Annotated in this window: 15 protein-coding genes; 4 read left to right on the forward strand and 11 right to left on the reverse strand. The window is 55.0% G+C overall.

Annotated elements, in window-relative coordinates:
• Nucleotides 1–2 precede the first annotated feature (2 nt).
• The 6 genes from mglA to ABSH60_RS02680 all read right to left on the reverse strand — a co-directional run bounded on the left by mglA (nucleotide 3) and on the right by ABSH60_RS02680 (nucleotide 7,513).
• On the reverse strand, nucleotides 3–1,538 hold the full coding sequence (mglA, locus tag ABSH60_RS02655; RefSeq protein ID WP_056769190.1) for a galactose/methyl galactoside ABC transporter ATP-binding protein MglA: 1,536 nt from the start codon (nucleotides 1,536–1,538) through the stop codon (nucleotides 3–5).
• A 227-nt stretch (nucleotides 1,539–1,765) separates the two neighbouring features.
• Complete coding sequence (gene mglB / locus ABSH60_RS02660; RefSeq protein WP_056769188.1) at nucleotides 1,766–2,764, reverse strand: galactose/glucose ABC transporter substrate-binding protein MglB; 999 nt, start codon at nucleotides 2,762–2,764, stop codon at nucleotides 1,766–1,768.
• 250 nt (nucleotides 2,765–3,014) lie between these two features.
• Nucleotides 3,015–4,058, reverse strand: a complete 1,044-nt coding sequence (gene galS / locus ABSH60_RS02665; protein WP_056769186.1) for an HTH-type transcriptional regulator GalS — start codon at nucleotides 4,056–4,058, stop codon at nucleotides 3,015–3,017.
• A gap of 269 nt (nucleotides 4,059–4,327) precedes the next feature.
• Nucleotides 4,328–5,482 (reverse strand): DUF418 domain-containing protein YeiB, encoded by a 1,155-nt coding sequence (gene yeiB / locus ABSH60_RS02670; RefSeq protein WP_122094717.1) that lies wholly within the window; start codon nucleotides 5,480–5,482, stop codon nucleotides 4,328–4,330.
• Nucleotides 5,483–5,594: 112 nt separating this feature from the next.
• The gene (gene folE, locus ABSH60_RS02675; protein ID WP_056769184.1) at nucleotides 5,595–6,260 is read right to left on the reverse strand and encodes a GTP cyclohydrolase I FolE; all 666 of its coding nucleotides are present in this window, start codon (nucleotides 6,258–6,260) and stop codon (nucleotides 5,595–5,597) included.
• 128 nt (nucleotides 6,261–6,388) lie between these two features.
• Nucleotides 6,389–7,513, reverse strand: a complete 1,125-nt coding sequence (locus ABSH60_RS02680; protein ID WP_056769182.1) for a YbfB/YjiJ family MFS transporter — start codon at nucleotides 7,511–7,513, stop codon at nucleotides 6,389–6,391.
• A gap of 190 nt (nucleotides 7,514–7,703) precedes the next feature.
• On the opposite strand from ABSH60_RS02680, the gene ABSH60_RS02685 reads away from it, so the two are divergent.
• From ABSH60_RS02685 to fghA, 3 genes are read left to right on the forward strand one after another with little or no spacing between them, the layout of a single operon-like run.
• Nucleotides 7,704–8,633: a LysR family transcriptional regulator gene (locus ABSH60_RS02685; RefSeq protein ID WP_056769180.1), complete on the forward strand. Its 930-nt coding sequence runs from the start codon at nucleotides 7,704–7,706 to the stop codon at nucleotides 8,631–8,633.
• Between the two features lie 27 nt (nucleotides 8,634–8,660).
• Nucleotides 8,661–9,785, forward strand: a complete 1,125-nt coding sequence (locus ABSH60_RS02690; protein ID WP_122094711.1) for an S-(hydroxymethyl)glutathione dehydrogenase/class III alcohol dehydrogenase — start codon at nucleotides 8,661–8,663, stop codon at nucleotides 9,783–9,785.
• 10 nt (nucleotides 9,786–9,795) lie between these two features.
• On the forward strand, nucleotides 9,796–10,653 hold the full coding sequence (gene fghA, locus ABSH60_RS02695) for an S-formylglutathione hydrolase (RefSeq protein ID WP_056769176.1): 858 nt from the start codon (nucleotides 9,796–9,798) through the stop codon (nucleotides 10,651–10,653).
• A gap of 147 nt (nucleotides 10,654–10,800) precedes the next feature.
• Here fghA and gsiD read toward each other — a convergent pair whose 3' ends face one another.
• The 5 genes from gsiD to ABSH60_RS02720 all read right to left on the reverse strand — a co-directional run bounded on the left by gsiD (nucleotide 10,801) and on the right by ABSH60_RS02720 (nucleotide 17,268).
• A complete protein-coding gene (gene gsiD / locus ABSH60_RS02700) occupies nucleotides 10,801–11,721 on the reverse strand; it encodes a glutathione ABC transporter permease GsiD (protein ID WP_122094707.1) in 921 nt (306 codons plus the stop codon).
• An 8-nt stretch (nucleotides 11,722–11,729) separates the two neighbouring features.
• On the reverse strand, nucleotides 11,730–12,650 hold the full coding sequence (gene gsiC / locus ABSH60_RS02705; RefSeq protein ID WP_056769173.1) for a glutathione ABC transporter permease GsiC: 921 nt from the start codon (nucleotides 12,648–12,650) through the stop codon (nucleotides 11,730–11,732).
• 111 nt (nucleotides 12,651–12,761) lie between these two features.
• Entirely contained in the window at nucleotides 12,762–14,318 is a 1,557-nt protein-coding gene (gene gsiB, locus ABSH60_RS02710; RefSeq protein ID WP_183847662.1) for a glutathione ABC transporter substrate-binding protein GsiB, read from the reverse strand.
• Nucleotides 14,319–14,389: 71 nt separating this feature from the next.
• Nucleotides 14,390–16,246, reverse strand: a complete 1,857-nt coding sequence (gsiA, locus tag ABSH60_RS02715) for a glutathione ABC transporter ATP-binding protein GsiA (protein ID WP_390972582.1) — start codon at nucleotides 16,244–16,246, stop codon at nucleotides 14,390–14,392.
• Nucleotides 16,247–16,254: 8 nt separating this feature from the next.
• Nucleotides 16,255–17,268 carry an isoaspartyl peptidase/L-asparaginase family protein gene (locus ABSH60_RS02720; RefSeq protein ID WP_136375749.1) on the reverse strand — a complete coding sequence of 338 codons (1,014 nt, stop codon included), beginning with the start codon at nucleotides 17,266–17,268 and terminating at the stop codon, nucleotides 16,255–16,257.
• Between the two features lie 278 nt (nucleotides 17,269–17,546).
• Between ABSH60_RS02720 and tsgA the strand changes: the two genes are divergently transcribed.
• Nucleotides 17,547–18,746 carry an MFS transporter TsgA gene (gene tsgA, locus ABSH60_RS02725; RefSeq protein ID WP_056769167.1) on the forward strand — a complete coding sequence of 400 codons (1,200 nt, stop codon included), beginning with the start codon at nucleotides 17,547–17,549 and terminating at the stop codon, nucleotides 18,744–18,746.
• Nucleotides 18,747–18,748 lie beyond the last annotated feature (2 nt).

The raw sequence follows: 18,748 nt of genomic DNA on the forward strand, positions 1-18,748 counted from the left end.
AATTAGAGATGCAAGGAAGCCAGGCGTAAAATTTCGTTCTGCGAGGTATGTTTGGTTTCAACAATACCCGCAACCTGTCCATTACTCATAACCAATATTCTGTCAGTAATACCCAGCAACTCCGGCATTTCAGAGGAGATAATAATGATCCCCTTTTCTCTTTTCGCCAACTCGGTGATTAACTGGTAAATTTCAAATTTCGCCCCAACGTCAATCCCGCGCGTCGGTTCGTCCAGCATCAATATTTCCGGCTTGGTAAGTAACCAGCGCCCGATAATGACTTTTTGCTGATTCCCGCCTGACAATGAACCAATACTGGTTTTATGCCCCGGCGTTTTTACCCGCATGGAGTCGATAACCCATTGGGTATCGCTTTTCATTCGGGCGGTATCGAGCAAGCCGACTTTATTTTTATATTGACGAATATTTGAAATCAGCGAGTTAAAACCAATATCCAGATACGCATAGATACCGGTTGAACGTCGTTCTTCCGTCACCAGCGCGAAGCCGTGGTTAATGGCTTCATTCGCACTGTGATTATTAATTTTTTTGCCGTGCAGTTTAATGGTTCCGGAGACTTTCTCACGAATACCAAATAACGTCTCGACGATATCCGTACGCTTTGCACCCACTAATCCGGCGATCCCCAGAATTTCACCTTTGTGCAAATCAAAGGAGATATCACGGATCGACGGCTGGCGCATTGAGGTCAGATTGCGCACTTCGAGGATAACTTCACCCGGCACATTCAGGCGGTCAGGGAAACGCTGGCTCAGTGAACGACCGACCATCATGGAGATAATTTTATCCATGTCGAGGCCTTCCAGCGGCTGCGTGATGATCCACTGGCCGTCGCGCAGGATGGTGATTTCATCGCACAGCTGGAAAATTTCTTCCATCTTATGAGAGATATACACGATACCGCAGCCGCGATCCTTCAGCTTACGGATGATAGTGAACAGATGGTTCACCTCTTTTTCCGTCAGCGAGGAAGTGGGTTCGTCCATGATGACGATTTTTGCATTGTAGGAAAACGCCTTGGCGATTTCGATCATCTGCATCTGCGAAACGGACAATTTACCGACCTTGTCGCGCGGGTCGATATCAATGTCCAGCTCGTCAAAAATCGCTTTAGTGTCTTTGTACATTTTGTCCTGATCGACAAAAATGCCTTTCGTCGGGTAACGTCCCAGCCACATGTTGTCCATGACGGTACGTTGCAACACCAGGTTTAATTCCTGATGCACCATCGACACGCCCGTTTCGAGCGCTTCTTTTGAACTTTTAAAATTGACTTCCTGTCCCTGAAAAAGAATCGTACCGGAGTCTTTGCTGTAAATCCCAAAAAGGCATTTTAATAATGTGGATTTACCGGCGCCATTTTCACCCATCAGGGCATGAATAGAGCTGGGGCGCACTTTTAAATTCACATTATCCAACGCCCTGACGCCAGGAAATGATTTATTGATACCACTCATTTCCAGCAGGAATTCGTCCGGCTTTTCTGTTGGTGTGTCAGATAACGAATTATCGGCCATAGTTATACCTGGCTAAAGATAAAAATAAACGGGTGTATTAATACCTGATGTCAGCCCTGCGTGCGGTCAGTAAACTCACCACACGCAGGGCGACATGACGTCCTGTCAGATAAGCATTAACGTCTAATAACACTTAGTCTTTATTTACGGCTTAACCGCAATTATTTATGCCACTGCTTAGCTTTGTTTTTTATTGCTGTCTGTCTTTACTGCTTGTGCCGTATTTTTTATTTCACGAAAGAAGACAGATTGTCTTTATCTACCGCTACGTAAGGAATACGAACCACTTTATTTTCGAGCTTCCAGTTGGTGCCATCGGCTGCTGGTTTACCTGCGGCCAGATTTCTTGCCAGATCAAACGTGGCTTTCGCCTGGTTGTTGGCATCGTTAAGCACGGTACCGGCCATCGCACCGGATTTCACCAGCGCCAGCGCTTCTGCCAGGGCATCGACACCGAAGACCGGAATGCTGGATTTGTTATGAGATTTCAGTGCTTCTACTGCGCCCATTGCCATGGCGTCGTTGTTGGCAATAACCACTTCGATTTTGTTAGCATTCGGACCAGACAACCATGCATCCATCTTGTCTTTCGCCTGTGCGGTATCCCACATTGCGGTATCAAGTTGCAGCTGGTCAGTTTTCAGGCCTTCTTTGCCATTCAGGGTACTGATGACGTATTTGGTACGCGCTTCAGCATCCGGGTGGCCCGGCTCGCCTTTGATCAGCACATATTGGATCACGCCGTCTTTGTTCAGATCCCAGGCCGGGTTCGCTTTCCAGTGTTTGGCAATCAGCTCGCCCTGGATAACACCAGACTCTTTAGAGTCAGTACCGACGTAGTAAGCTTTATCGTAGCTGTCGAGATCTTTGCGGGAAGGTTCTTTGTTATAGAAAACAACCGGAATGCCAGCGCCGCGGGCTTTCTCGATGATGACCGGGGCTGCAGCCGGGTCAACCAGGTTGATGGCTAACGCCTTCACACCCTTCGCCAGCATTACGTCTACCTGGTCATTCTGGGTGGACTGGCTGTTTTGCGAGTCATTCATCAGCAGTTGCACATCTGGCGTCGCTTTCGCATCTTTCTCGATGGCTTTACGAACTTCAGACATGAAGTTGTCGTCATATTTATAGATGGTGACGCCAATTTTAGTGTCAGCAGCATGCGCGGCAAAACCAAACATCATGCTTGCAGCCAGAGTCGCCAGGGTGAAGACCTTCTTATTCATTTGTATCTCCGGTTATGTAGGGTGTTACAGAATTTGGCACCGGAACTCCATGCGGGAGCAGTACAGTTCCACATCATGTTTGTGGGTGCCTGCCATCCTTGACCTGTCACGTCCTGACTCGCTGTGAAACCAGTCCGGTGATCCGGACTCAAAGTGAATCATGTTGAAAACGAATGAATCATAATGTGCGCGATGTTAATAAACTGTGAAAGTTCTCACAGATTGAAAACGGTTACATCGCGTTATTTGATCAATAAGTGACGGGCGCCACATTTTGCCACGGCGCAACCGAGTGGCGTCTGACCAGCGTCGGCATAAAACAGTGGGAAATGCCTTCTGACAGCTGTTCTGCCGCCCCTTTCAGCGCCAGTTCGGTCGCCAGGGTCGCCATAGAAACAATCGGATAGCGCACTGTGGTCATTTTCGGGCTGGTGTAACGGGCGATCGGGATATCATCAAAGCCCACCAGTGAAAAATCAGCCGGCACATTAATTCCGTTTTCTTTCAACACTGCCATGGCACCGGCGGCCATTGAATCGTTGTAGGTAAACACCGCGCTGAGGTGCAGATTACGCCCCAGCAGCTCCACCATGGCCGCTTCGCCCCCCTGCAGATCCGGGGAACCCTGCGCACGCCAGATGGCAGGCGGTGGCTCGGATGTCTGATGTGCCTGCGTCAGCGGCTGCGTCATCGCCTGTAAATACCCCTGATAACGCTGCACATCGTCCTCAATGGCGTGGCTGGAACCGATGTAACCAATGCGCTGATGCCCCTGCGAAAGCAGTAAACGGGTCGCCATTTCCGCGCCGCTGACGTTGTTTAACCACACGCAGCGGTGCTCGTAGCCGGGGATCACCCTGTTAATCAACACCATACCGGAAACCTGATCCATAAAGCGCGACAGCTCGTCATCGCCCAGCGCTTTGGAATGCACGATCAGCGCGTTACAGCGTTGACGAATCAACACTTCAATGGCGTGCCTTTCTTTTTCAGCAATATGATAGCTGTTGCCTATCAACACATATTTTTGATGTAACTGCGCGACGGTATCCACCGCTTTCACCAGCGCACCAAAAAAGGGATCGGACACGTCCATGACCACCACACCGATGGTATCGCTGCTTTGGGTCGCCAGCGCCTGAGCATTGGCATTAGGCCGGTAACCTAAGGTTTCAACAGCGCGCAGCACCTGTTCACGCGCCTCTTTACTGGCAATAGAAGGATTGTTCAGAACGCGGGACACGGTGGCGACAGACACCCCCGCGAGCCGGGCGACATCACGAATGGTGACCATGCGTCGCTCCGTGATCTGCCAGGGTTTGGTAAGGAGGAATACGGAAATTAATCACCCAGGAGGTAAGTAATGCAGATAAAGAGAAGCGAGGTGAAGTGCTCATGGCGTTTCCTTATTAGAGTAGTGGTCGTCAGACTGGCACGACCGCTATCCTAATCATTTTGAGGAAACGCCTGCGTGAATCTCGTCACAGGAAAGAAAACGTTTACATACAATTATGCAACGTCCATCCCAAATCTATCATTTAGGATGATGTGACAGTACAAAAATCAGTCAACCTTGAGTTCAGTGCCCGATGCGCGAAGCGTCAGTTTACGCCACAGCCATTCGACCGGACCCTGACGGAAGTGCCGTAACCACAGCAGCGTCACCAGCAGATTGCACGCCCACACCAGCGGTACCAGCGCGACCAGTTGCAACCTGTCGAAGTGCATAAAGAAGCCGAACACATTGAAGAACGTGGTGCAGATGAGGGTCTGTAACAGATAGTTGCTCAGCGCCATGCGCCCGACCTGCGAGATCCAGTGAGTGATACGCCAGCCGGAAATCACCGACCAGAAACCGTAGCACAGCGCCAGATAGCTGACAGCCTGCATCAGCGAGCCGATTTCACGCGGCACCTGTAACAGAAAACCGCTCCAGCGATAGTCCCAGCCGGTCTTCCATTGCATATAAATCGCCGGGATCTGAATGAGCAATGAAAGCGGTAACAGTGCCGCAGCCACTTTACGATAATGCGACTCGCGAAATTCCCCTTTCAGCCAGCCACTGCGCATCAGCCCTGCCCCTGTCATCATCGCCCCCGCCAGCTCCCAGCCGTATTGCGCGCCAATCGCCAGCAGGCTTGAAGACAACAAGTCGAGCCGGTTTTGAATCGCTTCCCAGCCGCCTTTCAGCTTCCAGAACTGTTCATATTGGATCTCTGCCGGGCCGGGCATCCAGAATGTGCCCGGTGAAGGTGAAGTGATCAGGCCGAGCATCGCCAGCACGGCCACGCCAATCAGATACAAAATGATGCCGGTGGAAATCATCGACTGGCTGCTGCGCCCTTCCCGCACCATGCGCCAGCACACCAGACCAATCAGGCCGTAAGAAAGCAGAATGTCGCCGTCCCACAGAAAAATGGCGTGCAGAAATCCGCATAACAGCAACAGCGATAATCGCGCCTGGATCCAGTGTTTGCCGCGTGGCAGCAGTAAATACAAGCCGCCGCCGAACAGCATCGCGAACATCATCAGGAATTTACCCTGCGCCACGGCGTCGAGCACCGCCCAGGTCCAGACGTCTGACGTTGAAGGTGCACCGGCAAAACCGGGATTCAGGTAGGCGGCCTTCGGCAAGCCAAAGGCACTGATATTGAGCAGAAGAATGCCAAAAATGGCGAGGCCACGGGCAAAATCGAGCGTGGCAATACGTGAGCGCATACCAGACGTTCCTGTTAGATAAGGGGGCAAAAAGTTGCGGGCTTCAGACAGACTAACGGCACCCGTAAGGTGCCGCAATATCAAACTTTCTGACCGGTTAACGCGCCGCCGCTTAGCTGGCGTGTCTTACGGTACGCAGGAATTCCTGACGCGTATTCTGGCTCGATTTGAACAGTCCGCCCAGCGATGTGGTGGTGGTGGCGCTGGTCGCGTCCCGCACGCCACGCGCTTTCACGCAGTAGTGCACGGCATCAATAGAGACAGCCACGTTGGTGGTGCCAAGCAACGTTTGCAGTGCCACCAGAATTTGCTGGGTCAGACGTTCCTGAACCTGCGGGCGCTGGGAGAAGAACTGCACGATGCGGTTGATTTTCGACAGGCCGATCACCGTATCTTTCGGGATATATGCCACGGTCGCTTTGCCGTCGATGGTCACAAAATGATGTTCACAGGTGCTGGTCAGGGTGATGTCACGCACCGTCACCATTTCATCCACTTTCATCTTATTTTCGATGACGGTGATTTTTGGGAAATTGGCGTAATCCAGCCCGGAGAAGATTTCATCGACATACATTTTCGCGATGCGGCTTGGCGTTTCCATCAGACTGTCGTCGGAGAGATCCAGATTGAGAAGCTGCATGATGCCGGTCATGTGTTCCTGAATACGCTGTTTGCGCGTCTCATTGTCGATCGGCAGCGCTTCACGCAAAGGGGTTTCCAGACCACGGGCTAACAGGGCATCGTGAACTAAAATGGCTTCTTTACTCAGGGTAGGCATTCTTTCTTCTCCGGCAGATGTAATCACTTTGACGCAGATCACGCTAAAGTGAGGTGGCTTACTGTAGTGGAGAGCGGATTCAGAATCCAGTGATTGTGTTTCATGATGGATGAAATCGCCGCAAGTTATCAGCGGCGGCGAAACACCAGAGCACCTGCAATAATAAATCCTGCCAGGGCGACATACAGCGCAGGTTCCAGACGGTGCGTGAGCGCCGTAGAGATGGCCGACAATATCGGGCCACACAATTGCCCCACGGCGTAGCCGGTGGTCAGCAGCCCCGCCATGTAACGGCTATGATTCGGCGCCAGTTCGCGGCTGCATTGTAAGGCCAGTTGCACCACGCTCAGGAACCCGCCGCCGGTCAGTAACGCCCCCAGCACCAGCCCGCTGACGCCCGGCACCACTTCCGCACATAAAATCCCCAGCGCCTGGATCCACAATGTCAGCGCCAGACGCCGGTGAGTGGTCAGGCAATGACGCGTCAAAATCCCTATCACAATGCCAATGACCGCCGCACCGCCGAACACCGGCCAGACAAACTGTGCAAACAGGCTGTCAGGAAAACGGGCATTCGCCATCTGCGAAAGAAAAGTGGCAGGCAGAATGTAGCCGAACCCCGCCAGACTGTAGCTCCACACCAGGCGTTTCAACGCGGGCGTCATCACCAGCGGTTCCGTTGCCACGTGCGAACGGTGCAAATCTCCCTTACGCGGCAGATTCGGCGTGATGATCGCCACGAAAATCAACGCCAGCACGCCGTATACGCACCAGGCCTGCGCCGAACTGAGCTGCAAACTGTGAATGCCCACGGCTAACATGCCGCTCAGGAAAATCCCCGCGCCCGGCCCGGCAAACACCGCCGCGCTCATTGCCGGACGGCCATAGTGCGCCAGCCGCTCATTACACCACGCCGACACCATCACCATCGCCCAGCCGCTGGTCCAGCCAATCATAAACCGCACAATGCTGTGCAACACTTCGCCGGAAATCACCGCCGACAGCAACGTCAGCACCACCCCGCCCCACACGCCGAGCCAGAGACGACGCTCAAGGTGGCGGGTCGCCCGCATGGCGTCAAAAGCACCACACAGATAACCGAGATAATTGAACGCGGCCACCAGCCCCGCACCGGTCAGGCTGAACTGATGTTCAGCTATCATTAAAGGAACCTGCGGCGTAAAGGCAAAGCGCCCGATGCCCATCGCGACCACAAAGGCCAGAAAACCACTTAACGCAATACGAAAAGCCATAACCGCTCCGAAAGGTGAAACCGCGACGCAACATTATAGAAACAGTGGGTAAACATACTGAAAGCGGATCTCCGTTAACAGTGCCTTTCTGAAAAAGAAAGTTGTCATGCATGATGCAGTAAAGTTACAATCACGAAAACTGAATAATACAAACCAAGTTGTTTACGATAAGAGAACACAGGAACTCATCATGGATCTCACCCAGTTGCGAATGTTTTGCTGCGTGGCAGAAACGGGCTCACTGGCGCGTGCGGCAGAGCAGTTACATCGCGTGCCGTCAAACCTGACCACCCGTCTGCGCCAGCTCGAACTCGAACTGGGCACTGATTTATTTATCCGTGAGAAGCAGCGCATCCGCCTTTCCGCGATGGGCCATAACTTTCTTAATTACGCCGAGCGTATTCTGGCGCTGAGCGAAGAAGCGATGAGCATCACGCACGCAGGCGAACCCGCCGGGAACTTCGCTTTAGGCTCAATGGAAAGCACCGCCGCCACCCGTCTGCCGTCACTGCTCGCGGCCTATCATCAGGCGTACCCGCAAGTGGCCCTTTCGCTGGTCACCGGCACGTCCGGCGAGATCATCGACAGCGTGCGGGCAGGACGTCTTGCGGCTGCGCTGGTCGACGGCCCGATCGACTTTGACGATCTCAACGGCTGTATTTCGTATCGTGAACGGATGGTGGTGATCACCCCGCCGGGCGAATCGCCCCTTGAAGCCCCCGCAGGCCGCAGCGGCCATACCGTTTTCGCCTTCCGCCCGAGCTGTTCCTATCGCCAGCGTTTACAGGGGTGGATTAAGCAGATGAATGTGCCGGTGGCGAACACCCTGGAAATTCAGTCCTACCATTCCATGATGGCGTGCGTTGCCAGCGGTGCGGGCATCGCCATGGTGCCGCGATCGGTGCTGGAGCAACTGCCCGGCCACGAGCGCGTAAATATTCACGAAATCCCGGATGAATTCGCCGATACCGCCACCTGGCTTATCTGGCGGCGGGATGCTTTCAGCCCCAACGTGCGGGCGCTGAAAGAACAGATCATCGTACAAAATGACGGGGTGGTCCCGTTACTGAAACACCCGCTTGCCGGTGAACATGACCCGGCACTGCATCCCACCTATTAAGTAAAAACACCTGACTGGAGCTACATAATGAAAATGATCAAAACGCGCGCGGCCGTCGCCTGGGGCCCGAATCAACCTCTTTCCATCGAAGAAGTGGATTTGATGCCACCGCAAAAAGGCGAAGTGCTGGTGCGTATCGTCGCCACCGGTGTTTGTCATACTGATGCTTACACGCTGTCCGGCAAAGATCCGGAAGGCGTATTCCCGGCGATCCTCGGCCATGAAGGCGGCGGCGTGGTAGAAGCGGTCGGCGAAGGCGTCACCACTCTGGCGGTGGGCGACCATGTGATCCCGTTGTACACGCCGGAATGTGGCGAGTGTAAATACTGTAAATCCGGCAAAACTAACCTGTGTCAGGCAATCCGCACCACGCAGGGCAAAGGCCTGATGCCGGATGGCACCACGCGTTTCTCTAAAGATGGCAAGCCGATTTTCCATTACATGGGCACGTCCACGTTCTCCGAATACACCGTAGTACCGGAAATTTCACTGGCGAAAATCAACAAAGAAGCGCCGCTGGAAGAGGTCTGCCTGCTGGGTTGTGGCGTCACTACCGGTATGGGCGCGGTCATGAACACTGCAAAAGTGAAGAAAGGCGACACCGTGGCGATCTTCGGCCTCGGCGGTATCGGTCTTTCTGCGGTGATCGGTGCCGTGATGGCGGGCGCAGGCCGCATTATTGGTGTTGATCTGAACACCAGTAAGTTCGATCTGGCACGCAAACTTGGCGCAACCGACCTGATCAATCCGAAAGATTTTGATAAGCCGATTCAGGAAGTGATCGTCGAAATGACCGACGGCGGCGTGGACTTCTCCTTCGAATGCATCGGTAACGTCAACGTGATGCGTTCAGCGCTGGAATGCTGCCATAAAGGCTGGGGCGAATCCGTCATCATCGGCGTGGCCGGTGCGGGTGAAGAGATCTCCACCCGTCCGTTCCAGCTGGTGACAGGCCGCGTATGGCGCGGTTCCGCTTTCGGTGGCGTCAAAGGCCGCAGCGAATTGCCGGGCATCGTGCAGCGTTATCTGGATGGCGAATTCGCCCTCAACGATTTCATCACGCACACCATGCCGCTGGAAGACATCAATGAAGCCTTTGATTTGATGCACGAAGGTAAGTCGATCCGTACGGTGATTCATTTCAACAAGTAAGGAAGTGTCGATGAGCAGCTCAATTGAACTCCTCGAAGAACACCGGATGTTTGGCGGCTGGCAGCAGCGCTACCGCCATACCTCGGCGAGCCTGAATTGCAGCATGACGTTCAGCATTTACCTGCCGCCGGCGAAGGACGACACGCCGCCGCCGGTGCTGTACTGGCTGTCGGGCCTGACCTGTAATGACGAAAACTTTACCGTTAAAGCCGGGGCGCAGCGCGTCGCGGCAGAACTCGGTCTGGTGCTGGTGATGCCGGATACCAGCCCGCGCGGGGAAGGCGTCGCCAACGATGAGGGTTACGATCTCGGTCAGGGTGCCGGCTTCTATCTGAACGCCACGCAGGCGCCCTGGGCGGCCCATTACCGGATGTACGATTATCTGGTGGATGAACTGCCTGCGCTGATTAACAGCCACTTTAAGGTCAGCGATCGTCAGTCGATTTCCGGCCACTCCATGGGCGGCCACGGGGCATTGATGCTGGCATTGCGTAATCCGCAGCGCTTCCTTTCAGTGTCTGCTTTTGCGCCGATCGTGAATCCTTCACAGGTGCCATGGGGGCGTAAAGCTTTCAGCGCGTATCTGGGGGATGACGAGAGTCAGTGGCTGCAATACGACAGTTGCCACCTGCTGAGTTCACTGCCAGCGGATCAGTACCCGTTCCCGATTTTAGTCGATCAGGGCGACGGTGATCAGTTCCTGGCGGATCAGCTGCAACCCTCAAAACTGGCAGAAATCGCCCGTCAGCGCGGATGGCCGTTACAGCTGCGCGCGCAGCCGGGTTATGACCACAGTTACTTTACGATTGCGTCATTTGTGGAAGATCACCTGAGATTCCATGCGGAGTTTTTGCATCCGAAGGTGTGAGTGCGTAATGCCTTTCGATGCTGAGTGAGAGATTTTCGGTTTCTCACTCACGGTTACCACGTTGCAATGAGTGCAAAACCGGCCAGAGAGGGCGATGACAGCCCTCTCTGGCATTTCCACGAATTCATCTCCCCGCTGCGCAACCCCTTAATTCTTCAGTTTTGGATCCAGCGCATCCCGTAATCCATCGCCCAATAAATTAAACGCCAGCACGGTCAGGAATATTGCCAGGCTTGGGAATATGGCCACGTGCGGCGCCATGACCATGTCAGCGCGGGCTTCGTTGAGCATCGCGCCCCACTCCGGCGTTGGCGGTTGCGCACCCATGCCGAGGAATGACAGGCTGGCCGCGGTGATAATCGACGTGCCGATACGCATGGTGAAATAGACCACGATCGAGGAAAGCGTGCCGGGCAGAATGTGACGGAAGAGAATCGTGGCGTCTGAGGCGCCGATGCTGCGTGCAGATTCAATGTAGGTCTGCTGTTTTAGCACCAGCGTGTTGCCACGCACCAGCCGCGCGAACGCCGGGATGCTGAATATCGCCACGGCAATGATGACGTTCGACATGCCGTTGCCCATCACCGCCACCACGGCGATCGCCAGCAGAATGCCGGGAAAGGCGAACAATACGTCGCAAACGCGCATGGTGATGCGATCCCACCAGCCTTCGTAATATCCCGCCAGCAGCCCGAACACCGTGCCGATCGCCGCGCCGAGCACCACAGAAAGCACGCCCGCCGTCAGTGAAATCCGCGTCCCCATCAGAATACGGCTGAAAATATCGCGCCCGAGAGAATCGACGCCCAGCCAGTGAATCATTGACGGGCCTTCGTTCAGCCGGTCGTAATCAAAGTAATTTTCCGGATCAAAGGGCACCAGCCACGGCGCAAGAAGTGCCGCAGCAATCAGCAGCAGGATAAAAACACCCGCTATCATCGCGATATGCTGACGGCGAAAACGACGCCAGAACGCCTTCCACGGCGTCCTGACAGATTGCGCGCTGGCCGTTTGTGCAGTGACCATCGGCAGACCCGCGAGTACGGCATTTCGCCGCCAGTTTTTCATGCGCTTGCTCACTTGTATCGGATGGAAGGGTTAATCACGGCGTACAACATGTCCACCAGCAGATTGATCAAAATGAATTCCAGCGAGAACAGCAACACTTCGGCCTGGATCACCGGGTAATCACGCATCTCCACCGAATCCACCAGCAACCGCCCTAACCCCGGCCAGTTGAAGACTTTTTCTACCACAATCGAACCGCCGAGCAGGAAACCAAACTGCAACCCCATCATGGTGACCACCGGGATCATCGCGTTACGCAAGCCGTGTTTGACGACCACAAACCCCTCGTGGACGCCCTTCGCGCGCGCGGTACGCATGTAATCTTCCTGCATCACTTCGACGAACGAGGCGCGGGTAAAGCGCGCCATGATGGCCGCCACCGCCGCCCCCAGCGTAATGGAAGGCAGAATATAGTGTTGCCAGGTGTCGGCACCCACGGTCGGCAGCCAGCCCAGTTCGACGGAGAACACCTGCATCAGTAACATGCCCAGAGCAAAAGCCGGAAAGGAAATACCGGAGACGGCCAGCGCCATACCGAGACGATCGGGCCAGCGGTTGCGCCAGACGGCTGACACCACGCCAATCACCAGCCCGAAAATCACAGACCACACCATGCTGGTCAGCGTCAGCCAGAACGTCGGCATAAAGCGGGAACTGATTTCATCGATCACCGGGCGCTTCGACACCATCGAGTGGCCGAAATCGCCGGTCAGCGCATTGCCGAAGAAAGTGAGAAATTGCTGATACAGCGGCTTATCCAGCCCCAGATCCTGACGCACCAGCGCCACAACGCTGGCATCCGCGTCCTGACCGGCCATCAGCCGTGCCGGATCGCCGGGCAAAAGATGAACAAATAAAAAGACCAGCACGGCCACGATCAGCAGTGTGGGGATCAATCCAAGCAGTCGTTTTAGAAAATAATTAAGCATGATTCGCTGTCTGTGATTTCACGGTACGACATCCATGTTCCGGCCACACGGAACACACGACTTCAGGGCGTACGGCAACCACGCCGCACGCCCTGAAAACTCCATCGCGAATTATTTCACATCAGCTTCATCAAAGCTGAATGCCGTATCAGGCATCACGTAGAACCCGGTCAGACGTTTGTTTTTAGCCGATACCAGACGTTCGGTCACCAGGAATGCCCAGGGTGCATCTGTCCAGATTTGTTTCTGAGCATCCGCATACAGTTTGGCTTTCTCGGCTTTGTCGGTGGTTTTCAGAGCATCGGACAAATCTTTATCGACCTGCGCATTGCTGTAAAACGCCGTGCCGAACTGTTTCGGCGGAGCCGCCTGCGTGGAGAACAGCGGCGATAACGCCCAGTCCGCCTCACCGGTAGAGGCCGACCAGCCGGTGTAGAACATGCGGACACCCGCTTCTTTCTGCCCGACGTTCTCGACCTGTGCCGCACGCTGCGCGGCATCCATCGCGGTCACGTTCACTTTGATGCCCACCTGCGCAAGCTGCTGCTGCGTGAACTGCAAGACTTTCTGCGAGGTGCTGTTGTTATGCGACGACCACAGGGTGGTCGTGAAACCGTCCGGGTAGCCCGCTTCTTTCAGCAGTGCTTTCGCTTTGGCCGGATCGTAAGGCCAGGGTTTGAATTTTGCAGCGTATTCGATGCCCTGTGGCAACGGCCCTTCCGACGGCACGGCATAACCGGCAAACGCCACTTTGATCAGCGCCTGTTTATTGATGGCGTAGTTGATTGCCTCACGCACTTTCACGTTATCAAACGGTTTTTGCGTGACGTTCAGACTGATGTAACGATGCAGAATCGACGGCGCGGTCACCAGATCCAGCTTCGGATTTTTCTCCAGCAGGGCCGCCTGCTCGTAAGGCACCGGGAAGGCGAAATCCGCTTCGCCGGTTTGCAGCATCGCCGCACGGGTGTTGTTATCAACCACCGGACGCCAGGTGATGGTGTCGAGTTTTGTTTCGTCTTTCTTCCAGTAGCCATCAAATTTCTTCACTTTCACGAAGTCAGTCTGATTCCACTGATCCAGCGTATACGGACCGGTACCGACCGGATGGAAACCGATCTCTTTGCCGTATTTGGTCAGCGCCGCCGGGGAAATCATCACCGCAGACGGGTGCGCCAGAATGTTGATGAACGCCGAGAACGGTTCTTTCAGCGTAATTTTCACCGTGGTGTCATCCACCGCTTCGGTGCTGGCGATATTTTTGAACAGGTTATAACGCTTGAGGTGGCTGTCCGGGTTACTGGCGCGGTCGAAGTTCACTTTTACCGCCGCCGCGTTGAAATCCGTGCCGTCCTGGAATTTGATCCCCGGATGCAGTTTAACGGTGTAAACCAGACCGTCCGGGCTGACCGTGTAGCTGTCTGCCAGCACGTTCTCCAGTTTCATATTTTTATCAAAGCCAAACAGACCCTGATAGAAGGATTTGGCGACCGCCTGAGACAGCGTGTCGTTGGCGTCATAAGGATCGAGCGAGGTAAAATTAGAGCCTACCGCCACCACCACGTCTTTTGCTGCCCACGCCGAAGCGGACGCCAGCGAACCGAAAACAGCGGCAGCGAGCACGGCCTGACGAATAACGTTCTTACCTTTACGTTTCTGCTGATTCATCTCAGTTCCTTTTCCTGTCTAACCCGTTTGTCTTACGAAGATTGGCGGCTCAAAATAAGCCGCCACAAAAATCAATACACGCCTGCAATCGCATGCCGCGCCACGAAATGCCCTTCCGCCACCTGCACCAGCGGCGCAACCAAAGGCTCATCATGCAAATCATGGATCGGGCTGGGAATGTCATCGACCAGCAGCGCCTGCTCTTTTCGTTTATGCGCCGGATCGGCCACCGGCACGGCCGCCATCAGTTTGCGGGTGTAAGCATGCTGCGGATTTTCAAACACCGCGCGGCGCGGGCCGATCTCAACGATCTGCCCGAGATACATCACCGCCACGCGGTGACTGATGCGCTCCACCACCGCCATGTCGTGCGAAATAAACAGAAAAGCCAGGCCAAACTCTTTCTGCAGATCCATCAGTAAATTGATGATCTGTGCCTGAATAGAAACGTCCAGCGCCGAGACGGATTCGTCAGCAATGACCACTTTAGGATTGAGCGCCAGCGCGCGGGCGATGCAAATGCGCTGCCGCTGCCCTCCGGAAAATTCGTGAGGATAGCGCTGCGCGTGCTCCGGCAGCAGCCCGACTTTTTCCAGCAGCCAGGCAACGCGTGCCTCCGCCTCTTTCCCCTTCGCGATATGGTGAACCAGCAAGGGTTCCATGATCGAATACCCCACCGTCAGGCGCGGATCGAGCGAAGCGTAGGGATCCTGAAAGATAAACTGAATGTCGCGGCGCAAATGTTGCAGTGCGCTGCCGCTGACGTGGGTCAGCGGCTCGCCGTTAAAGGTGATCGTTCCACCCTGACTTTTCACCAGCTTCAGCAACGAGCGGCCGGTGGTGGATTTTCCGCAGCCGGATTCACCGACCAGCGCCAGCGTTTCGCCGGGGTATAAATCGAAACTGACTTTTTCCACTGCGTGAATGCGCCGGGTGACGCGGTTAAAAATACCGCTGCGCACATCAAAGCGGGTGACCAGATTTTTCACCTGCAAAATCGGCGCGGCGCCCGGCGTCAGGGTATTTTGCACCAGCGCCGGATCGCTCTCTTGTTGCTCAGGCAGCGGAAAGCGCGCAGGGAGCGGTTTGCCGTGCATCGAACCGAGTTTCGGCACCGCCGCCAGCAGCGCCTGGGTATACGGCTGCTGCGGGGCATGGAAAATTGACGTGACGTCACCGGTTTCCACGCTGTTGCCTTTATGCATCACCAGCACGCGGTCGGCAATTTCAGCCACCACGCCCATGTCGTGGGTGATAAAAATGACGCCCATCTGCATCTCTTTTTGCAGCACGCGGATGAGTTGCAGGATTTGCGCCTGAATCGTCACATCCAGCGCGGTAGTCGGCTCGTCGGCAATCAGCAACGCAGGTTTGCATGACAGCGCCATCGCAATCATCACCCGCTGGCGCATGCCGCCGGAAAGCTGATGAGGAAAGCTGTCGAGAATATTTTTGGCTTCGGGAATGCGCACCAGATCCAGCATCCGCAACGCTTCGGCACGGGCGGCGCGATGGTCTTTCCCCTGATGCAGACGGATGGATTCGGCAATTTGTTCGCCCACCGGAAATACCGGATTGAGCGACGTCATCGGCTCCTGAAATATCATCGCCATATCGGCACCGCGCAGGCTGCGCATCTGCGACTGCGACGCGGCCATCAGTTCAACCACTTCGCCGTTACGACGCCGGAACTGCATGTTGCCCTGTGAAATCTGCCCGCCGCCCTGCTCCACCAGACGCATCAGCGCCAGCGAAGTGACCGATTTACCGGAACCGGATTCGCCCACAATCGCCAGCGTTTCGCCGCGCCCGACCTCAAAGCTCAGACGGTTAACCGCCGGGATCACCTGACCCTCGTGAGAAAACTGTACGCTGAGATTATTCACCGCCAGAACCTGGCCGGGCGGCAGGATCAGAGAAGGGTTCATGGCATCCTTCATGAACGGTAGATACTGACGCTCGGCACGTCGCCCACGCGGGCAAATCCGCGGTACATGCCTTCGCTGTTAAAAGGTAAAACGACGTTGCCGAAACGGTCGATGGCGATCATGCCGCCGATACCGCCGAGCGGCAGCAGCTTTTCCTGCACCACTTTGTGCGTCGCTTCTTCAAGGGATAAACCGGCGTATTCGATCAGCGCCGCCACGTCGTAAGCCGCCACCGTGCGCATAAACACTTCGCCGGTGCCGGTGCTGGAAATGGCGACTGTTTTGTTGCTGGCATAGCAGCCCGCGCCGATGATCGGTGAATCCCCCACGCGGCCAGCCTGTTTGTTGGTCATGCCGCCGGTGGACGTCGCCGCGGCCAGATTCCCCAGCGCGTCCATCGCCACCGCGCCCACGGTGCCAAATTTGTGTTCCGGATCGAGCGGATCGCCGGACGGCGTGGCGCTCTGCGATGCGCCATCGTGATCAAGGATAACGCCGCTGTCTGCGGCGATGGCCCGTTGCAGCTGGTCGTAGCGTTCCTGCGTAAAGAAGTAGTCCGCACCGACCATTTCCTGCCCCTGTTCGCGGGCAAAGGCTTCGGCGCCCGCGCCGGTGAACATCACGTGCGGGCTGACTTCCAGCACTTTGCGGGCGGTGAGGATAGGGTTACGGATGTGATTAACGCAGCTGATGGCACCGGCATCCAGCGTGCGGCCATCCATGATGCAGGCGTCTAATTCGTGGGTGCCCTGATGGGTGAAAACAGCGCCCTTTCCGGCATTAAACAGCGGGCACTCTTCCAGTAAACGCACCGCCTCGGTCACCGCATCCAGCGCGCTGCCTCCCGAGGCCAGAATGGCCTGCCCGCTGGCGACAATGCGCTCCAGCTCGGCTAAATAAAGTTGTTCTTTTTCGGCACTCATCGCCGCGCGGGTGATCGCCCCTGCACCGCCATGAATCGCAATGACCGGACACAACGTGTTCGAAACGGAAGCCGCTGAATTATCAGTAGAAGAACTCATTAGCACTGCACCCTGTGTTGTTGTATTTATGTAAAGAGAAATGCTGACCTGTTTTTGACTATATTTAGCCCGCTACAGTATGTAAAGCAGAAATGTAAAACCACTGATAACGCGCTAATTGCTTAGATTGTTTAAGAAAATTAAATAAGGGGATCGAATAAACATCCAAGACAAATGACTAAAGAACGGGAATAATAAACGTCCTAACCGTGGATAAAAGCACCTCTGGCTAAGCTTCCTGCGGCCTTTTTATATTTTTTCTTTTTAGGAAATCAGTTATGGAAACTGTCTATAACCGCCGTCGGATCAATGTGATCTCCTGGCTCAGTTACTTCTTTACCGGTGGACTGGTTTCCACCCTCGGTATCGTTATCGGGCCAGTGGCAACCGCATTCAACAAAGATCCGGGCTTTATCGGGCAAATGTTCTCATTAATGAATATTGGTTTGTTCCTGCCGATTATGGTCAGCGGCATCCTGATGCGGAAATTTGATCTCGGCAAACAGCTGATGACCGGCTCGCTGGTTTCTGTGCTGGTGTGTATCGCGCTGTTCGTGATGCCGTCGATCACGCTGTTTGGTGTGGGTGTCTTCCTGATTGGTGCCACTGCGGGCCTGATGATGTCTATCGGCAGCTATCTGGTGGTGCGCATTAATGACGATCCGAAAAAGCGCTCGGCCAACCTTATTTTCACCGATTTCTTCTTTGCCCTCTCCGGCATGACGCTGTCGCTGGTGCTTGGTTTCCTGTTCAAGCACGGCGCAAGCTGGCTGGCGATGTACGGCATTATGGGCGTACTCAGCCTGCTGATGATCCTGCTGTGTGCAGGCCAGAAATTCCCGACCGTGGCCCGTCCGGTGAAAACCGAGAAAAACAGCAGTGTCGCGCAGGAACCCTGGGGCATCGCGGTGTTTTTCCTGTGTATCGCACTGTTCGCCTTCGTGTTTACCGAACTGGTCTTTACGCTGTGGATGCCAAGCTGGCTGCATGAGCATTTCGCCATGGAAACCGATCGCGCCGCGATTTACATCACCACCTACTGGATGGTGAAAGCGATTGGCCTGTTCCTGAACCAGTTCACCGTTCGCTTCGTCAAACTGCGCACCTTCCTGCTGGTGTCCGTGGTAGTTGGCATGGCGAGCCTGAGCGTGCTGACCACCAGCAACTCGGCGTCACTGGTGCTGTTCGCGGTCGGTCTGTTCGGTTTCTGTAACTCCGGCCTGTTCTCCGGCCTGATGAGCTACGGCAGCCTGCAGGTGAAAAACTCTCCGCCAACGCTGACCTCTGCGCTGCTGACCACCAGCTCCGTCGGTACGCTGATTTTTGCGTCGTTCTCTTCGTTCATCTACAACCGATACGGCTTGTTCTGGGCGCTGAACATCGCGACCATTTCCTACGCGTTACTGGTGCTGATGGTGATTTTCGCCAGCCTGAAAAGTAAGGCCGAAAAGATTAACCACGACGTTTCCGCGCACTAAGA

The sequence above is a fragment of the Rahnella sp. R3(2024) genome (genome assembly GCF_042920125.1).
Taxonomy (GTDB): domain Bacteria; phylum Pseudomonadota; class Gammaproteobacteria; order Enterobacterales; family Enterobacteriaceae; genus Rahnella; species Rahnella rivi.

Bases quoted from the DNA above. Each gene is read 5' to 3' on its own strand.
- mglB (WP_056769188.1), bottom strand. From the start codon at position 2,764: ATGAATAAGAAGGTCTTCACCCTGGCGACTCTGGCTGCAAGCATGATG.
- ABSH60_RS02720 (WP_136375749.1), bottom strand. From the start codon at position 17,268: ATGAGTTCTTCTACTGATAATTCAGCGGCTTCCGTTTCGAACACGTTG.
- gsiB (WP_183847662.1), bottom strand. From the start codon at position 14,318: ATGAATCAGCAGAAACGTAAAGGTAAGAACGTTATTCGTCAGGCCGTG.
- gsiD (WP_122094707.1), bottom strand. From the start codon at position 11,721: ATGAAAAACTGGCGGCGAAATGCCGTACTCGCGGGTCTGCCGATGGTC.
- gsiA (WP_390972582.1), bottom strand. From the start codon at position 16,246: ATGAACCCTTCTCTGATCCTGCCGCCCGGCCAGGTTCTGGCGGTGAAT.
- yeiB (WP_122094717.1), bottom strand. From the start codon at position 5,482: ATGCGCTCACGTATTGCCACGCTCGATTTTGCCCGTGGCCTCGCCATT.
- galS (WP_056769186.1), bottom strand. From the start codon at position 4,058: ATGGTCACCATTCGTGATGTCGCCCGGCTCGCGGGGGTGTCTGTCGCC.
- ABSH60_RS02680 (WP_056769182.1), bottom strand. From the start codon at position 7,513: ATGGCTTTTCGTATTGCGTTAAGTGGTTTTCTGGCCTTTGTGGTCGCG.
- mglA (WP_056769190.1), bottom strand. From the start codon at position 1,538: ATGGCCGATAATTCGTTATCTGACACACCAACAGAAAAGCCGGACGAA.
- fghA (WP_056769176.1), top strand. From the start codon at position 9,796: ATGAGCAGCTCAATTGAACTCCTCGAAGAACACCGGATGTTTGGCGGC.
- gsiC (WP_056769173.1), bottom strand. From the start codon at position 12,650: ATGCTTAATTATTTTCTAAAACGACTGCTTGGATTGATCCCCACACTG.
- tsgA (WP_056769167.1), top strand. From the start codon at position 17,547: ATGGAAACTGTCTATAACCGCCGTCGGATCAATGTGATCTCCTGGCTC.
- ABSH60_RS02685 (WP_056769180.1), top strand. From the start codon at position 7,704: ATGGATCTCACCCAGTTGCGAATGTTTTGCTGCGTGGCAGAAACGGGC.
- ABSH60_RS02690 (WP_122094711.1), top strand. From the start codon at position 8,661: ATGAAAATGATCAAAACGCGCGCGGCCGTCGCCTGGGGCCCGAATCAA.
- folE (WP_056769184.1), bottom strand. From the start codon at position 6,260: ATGCCTACCCTGAGTAAAGAAGCCATTTTAGTTCACGATGCCCTGTTA.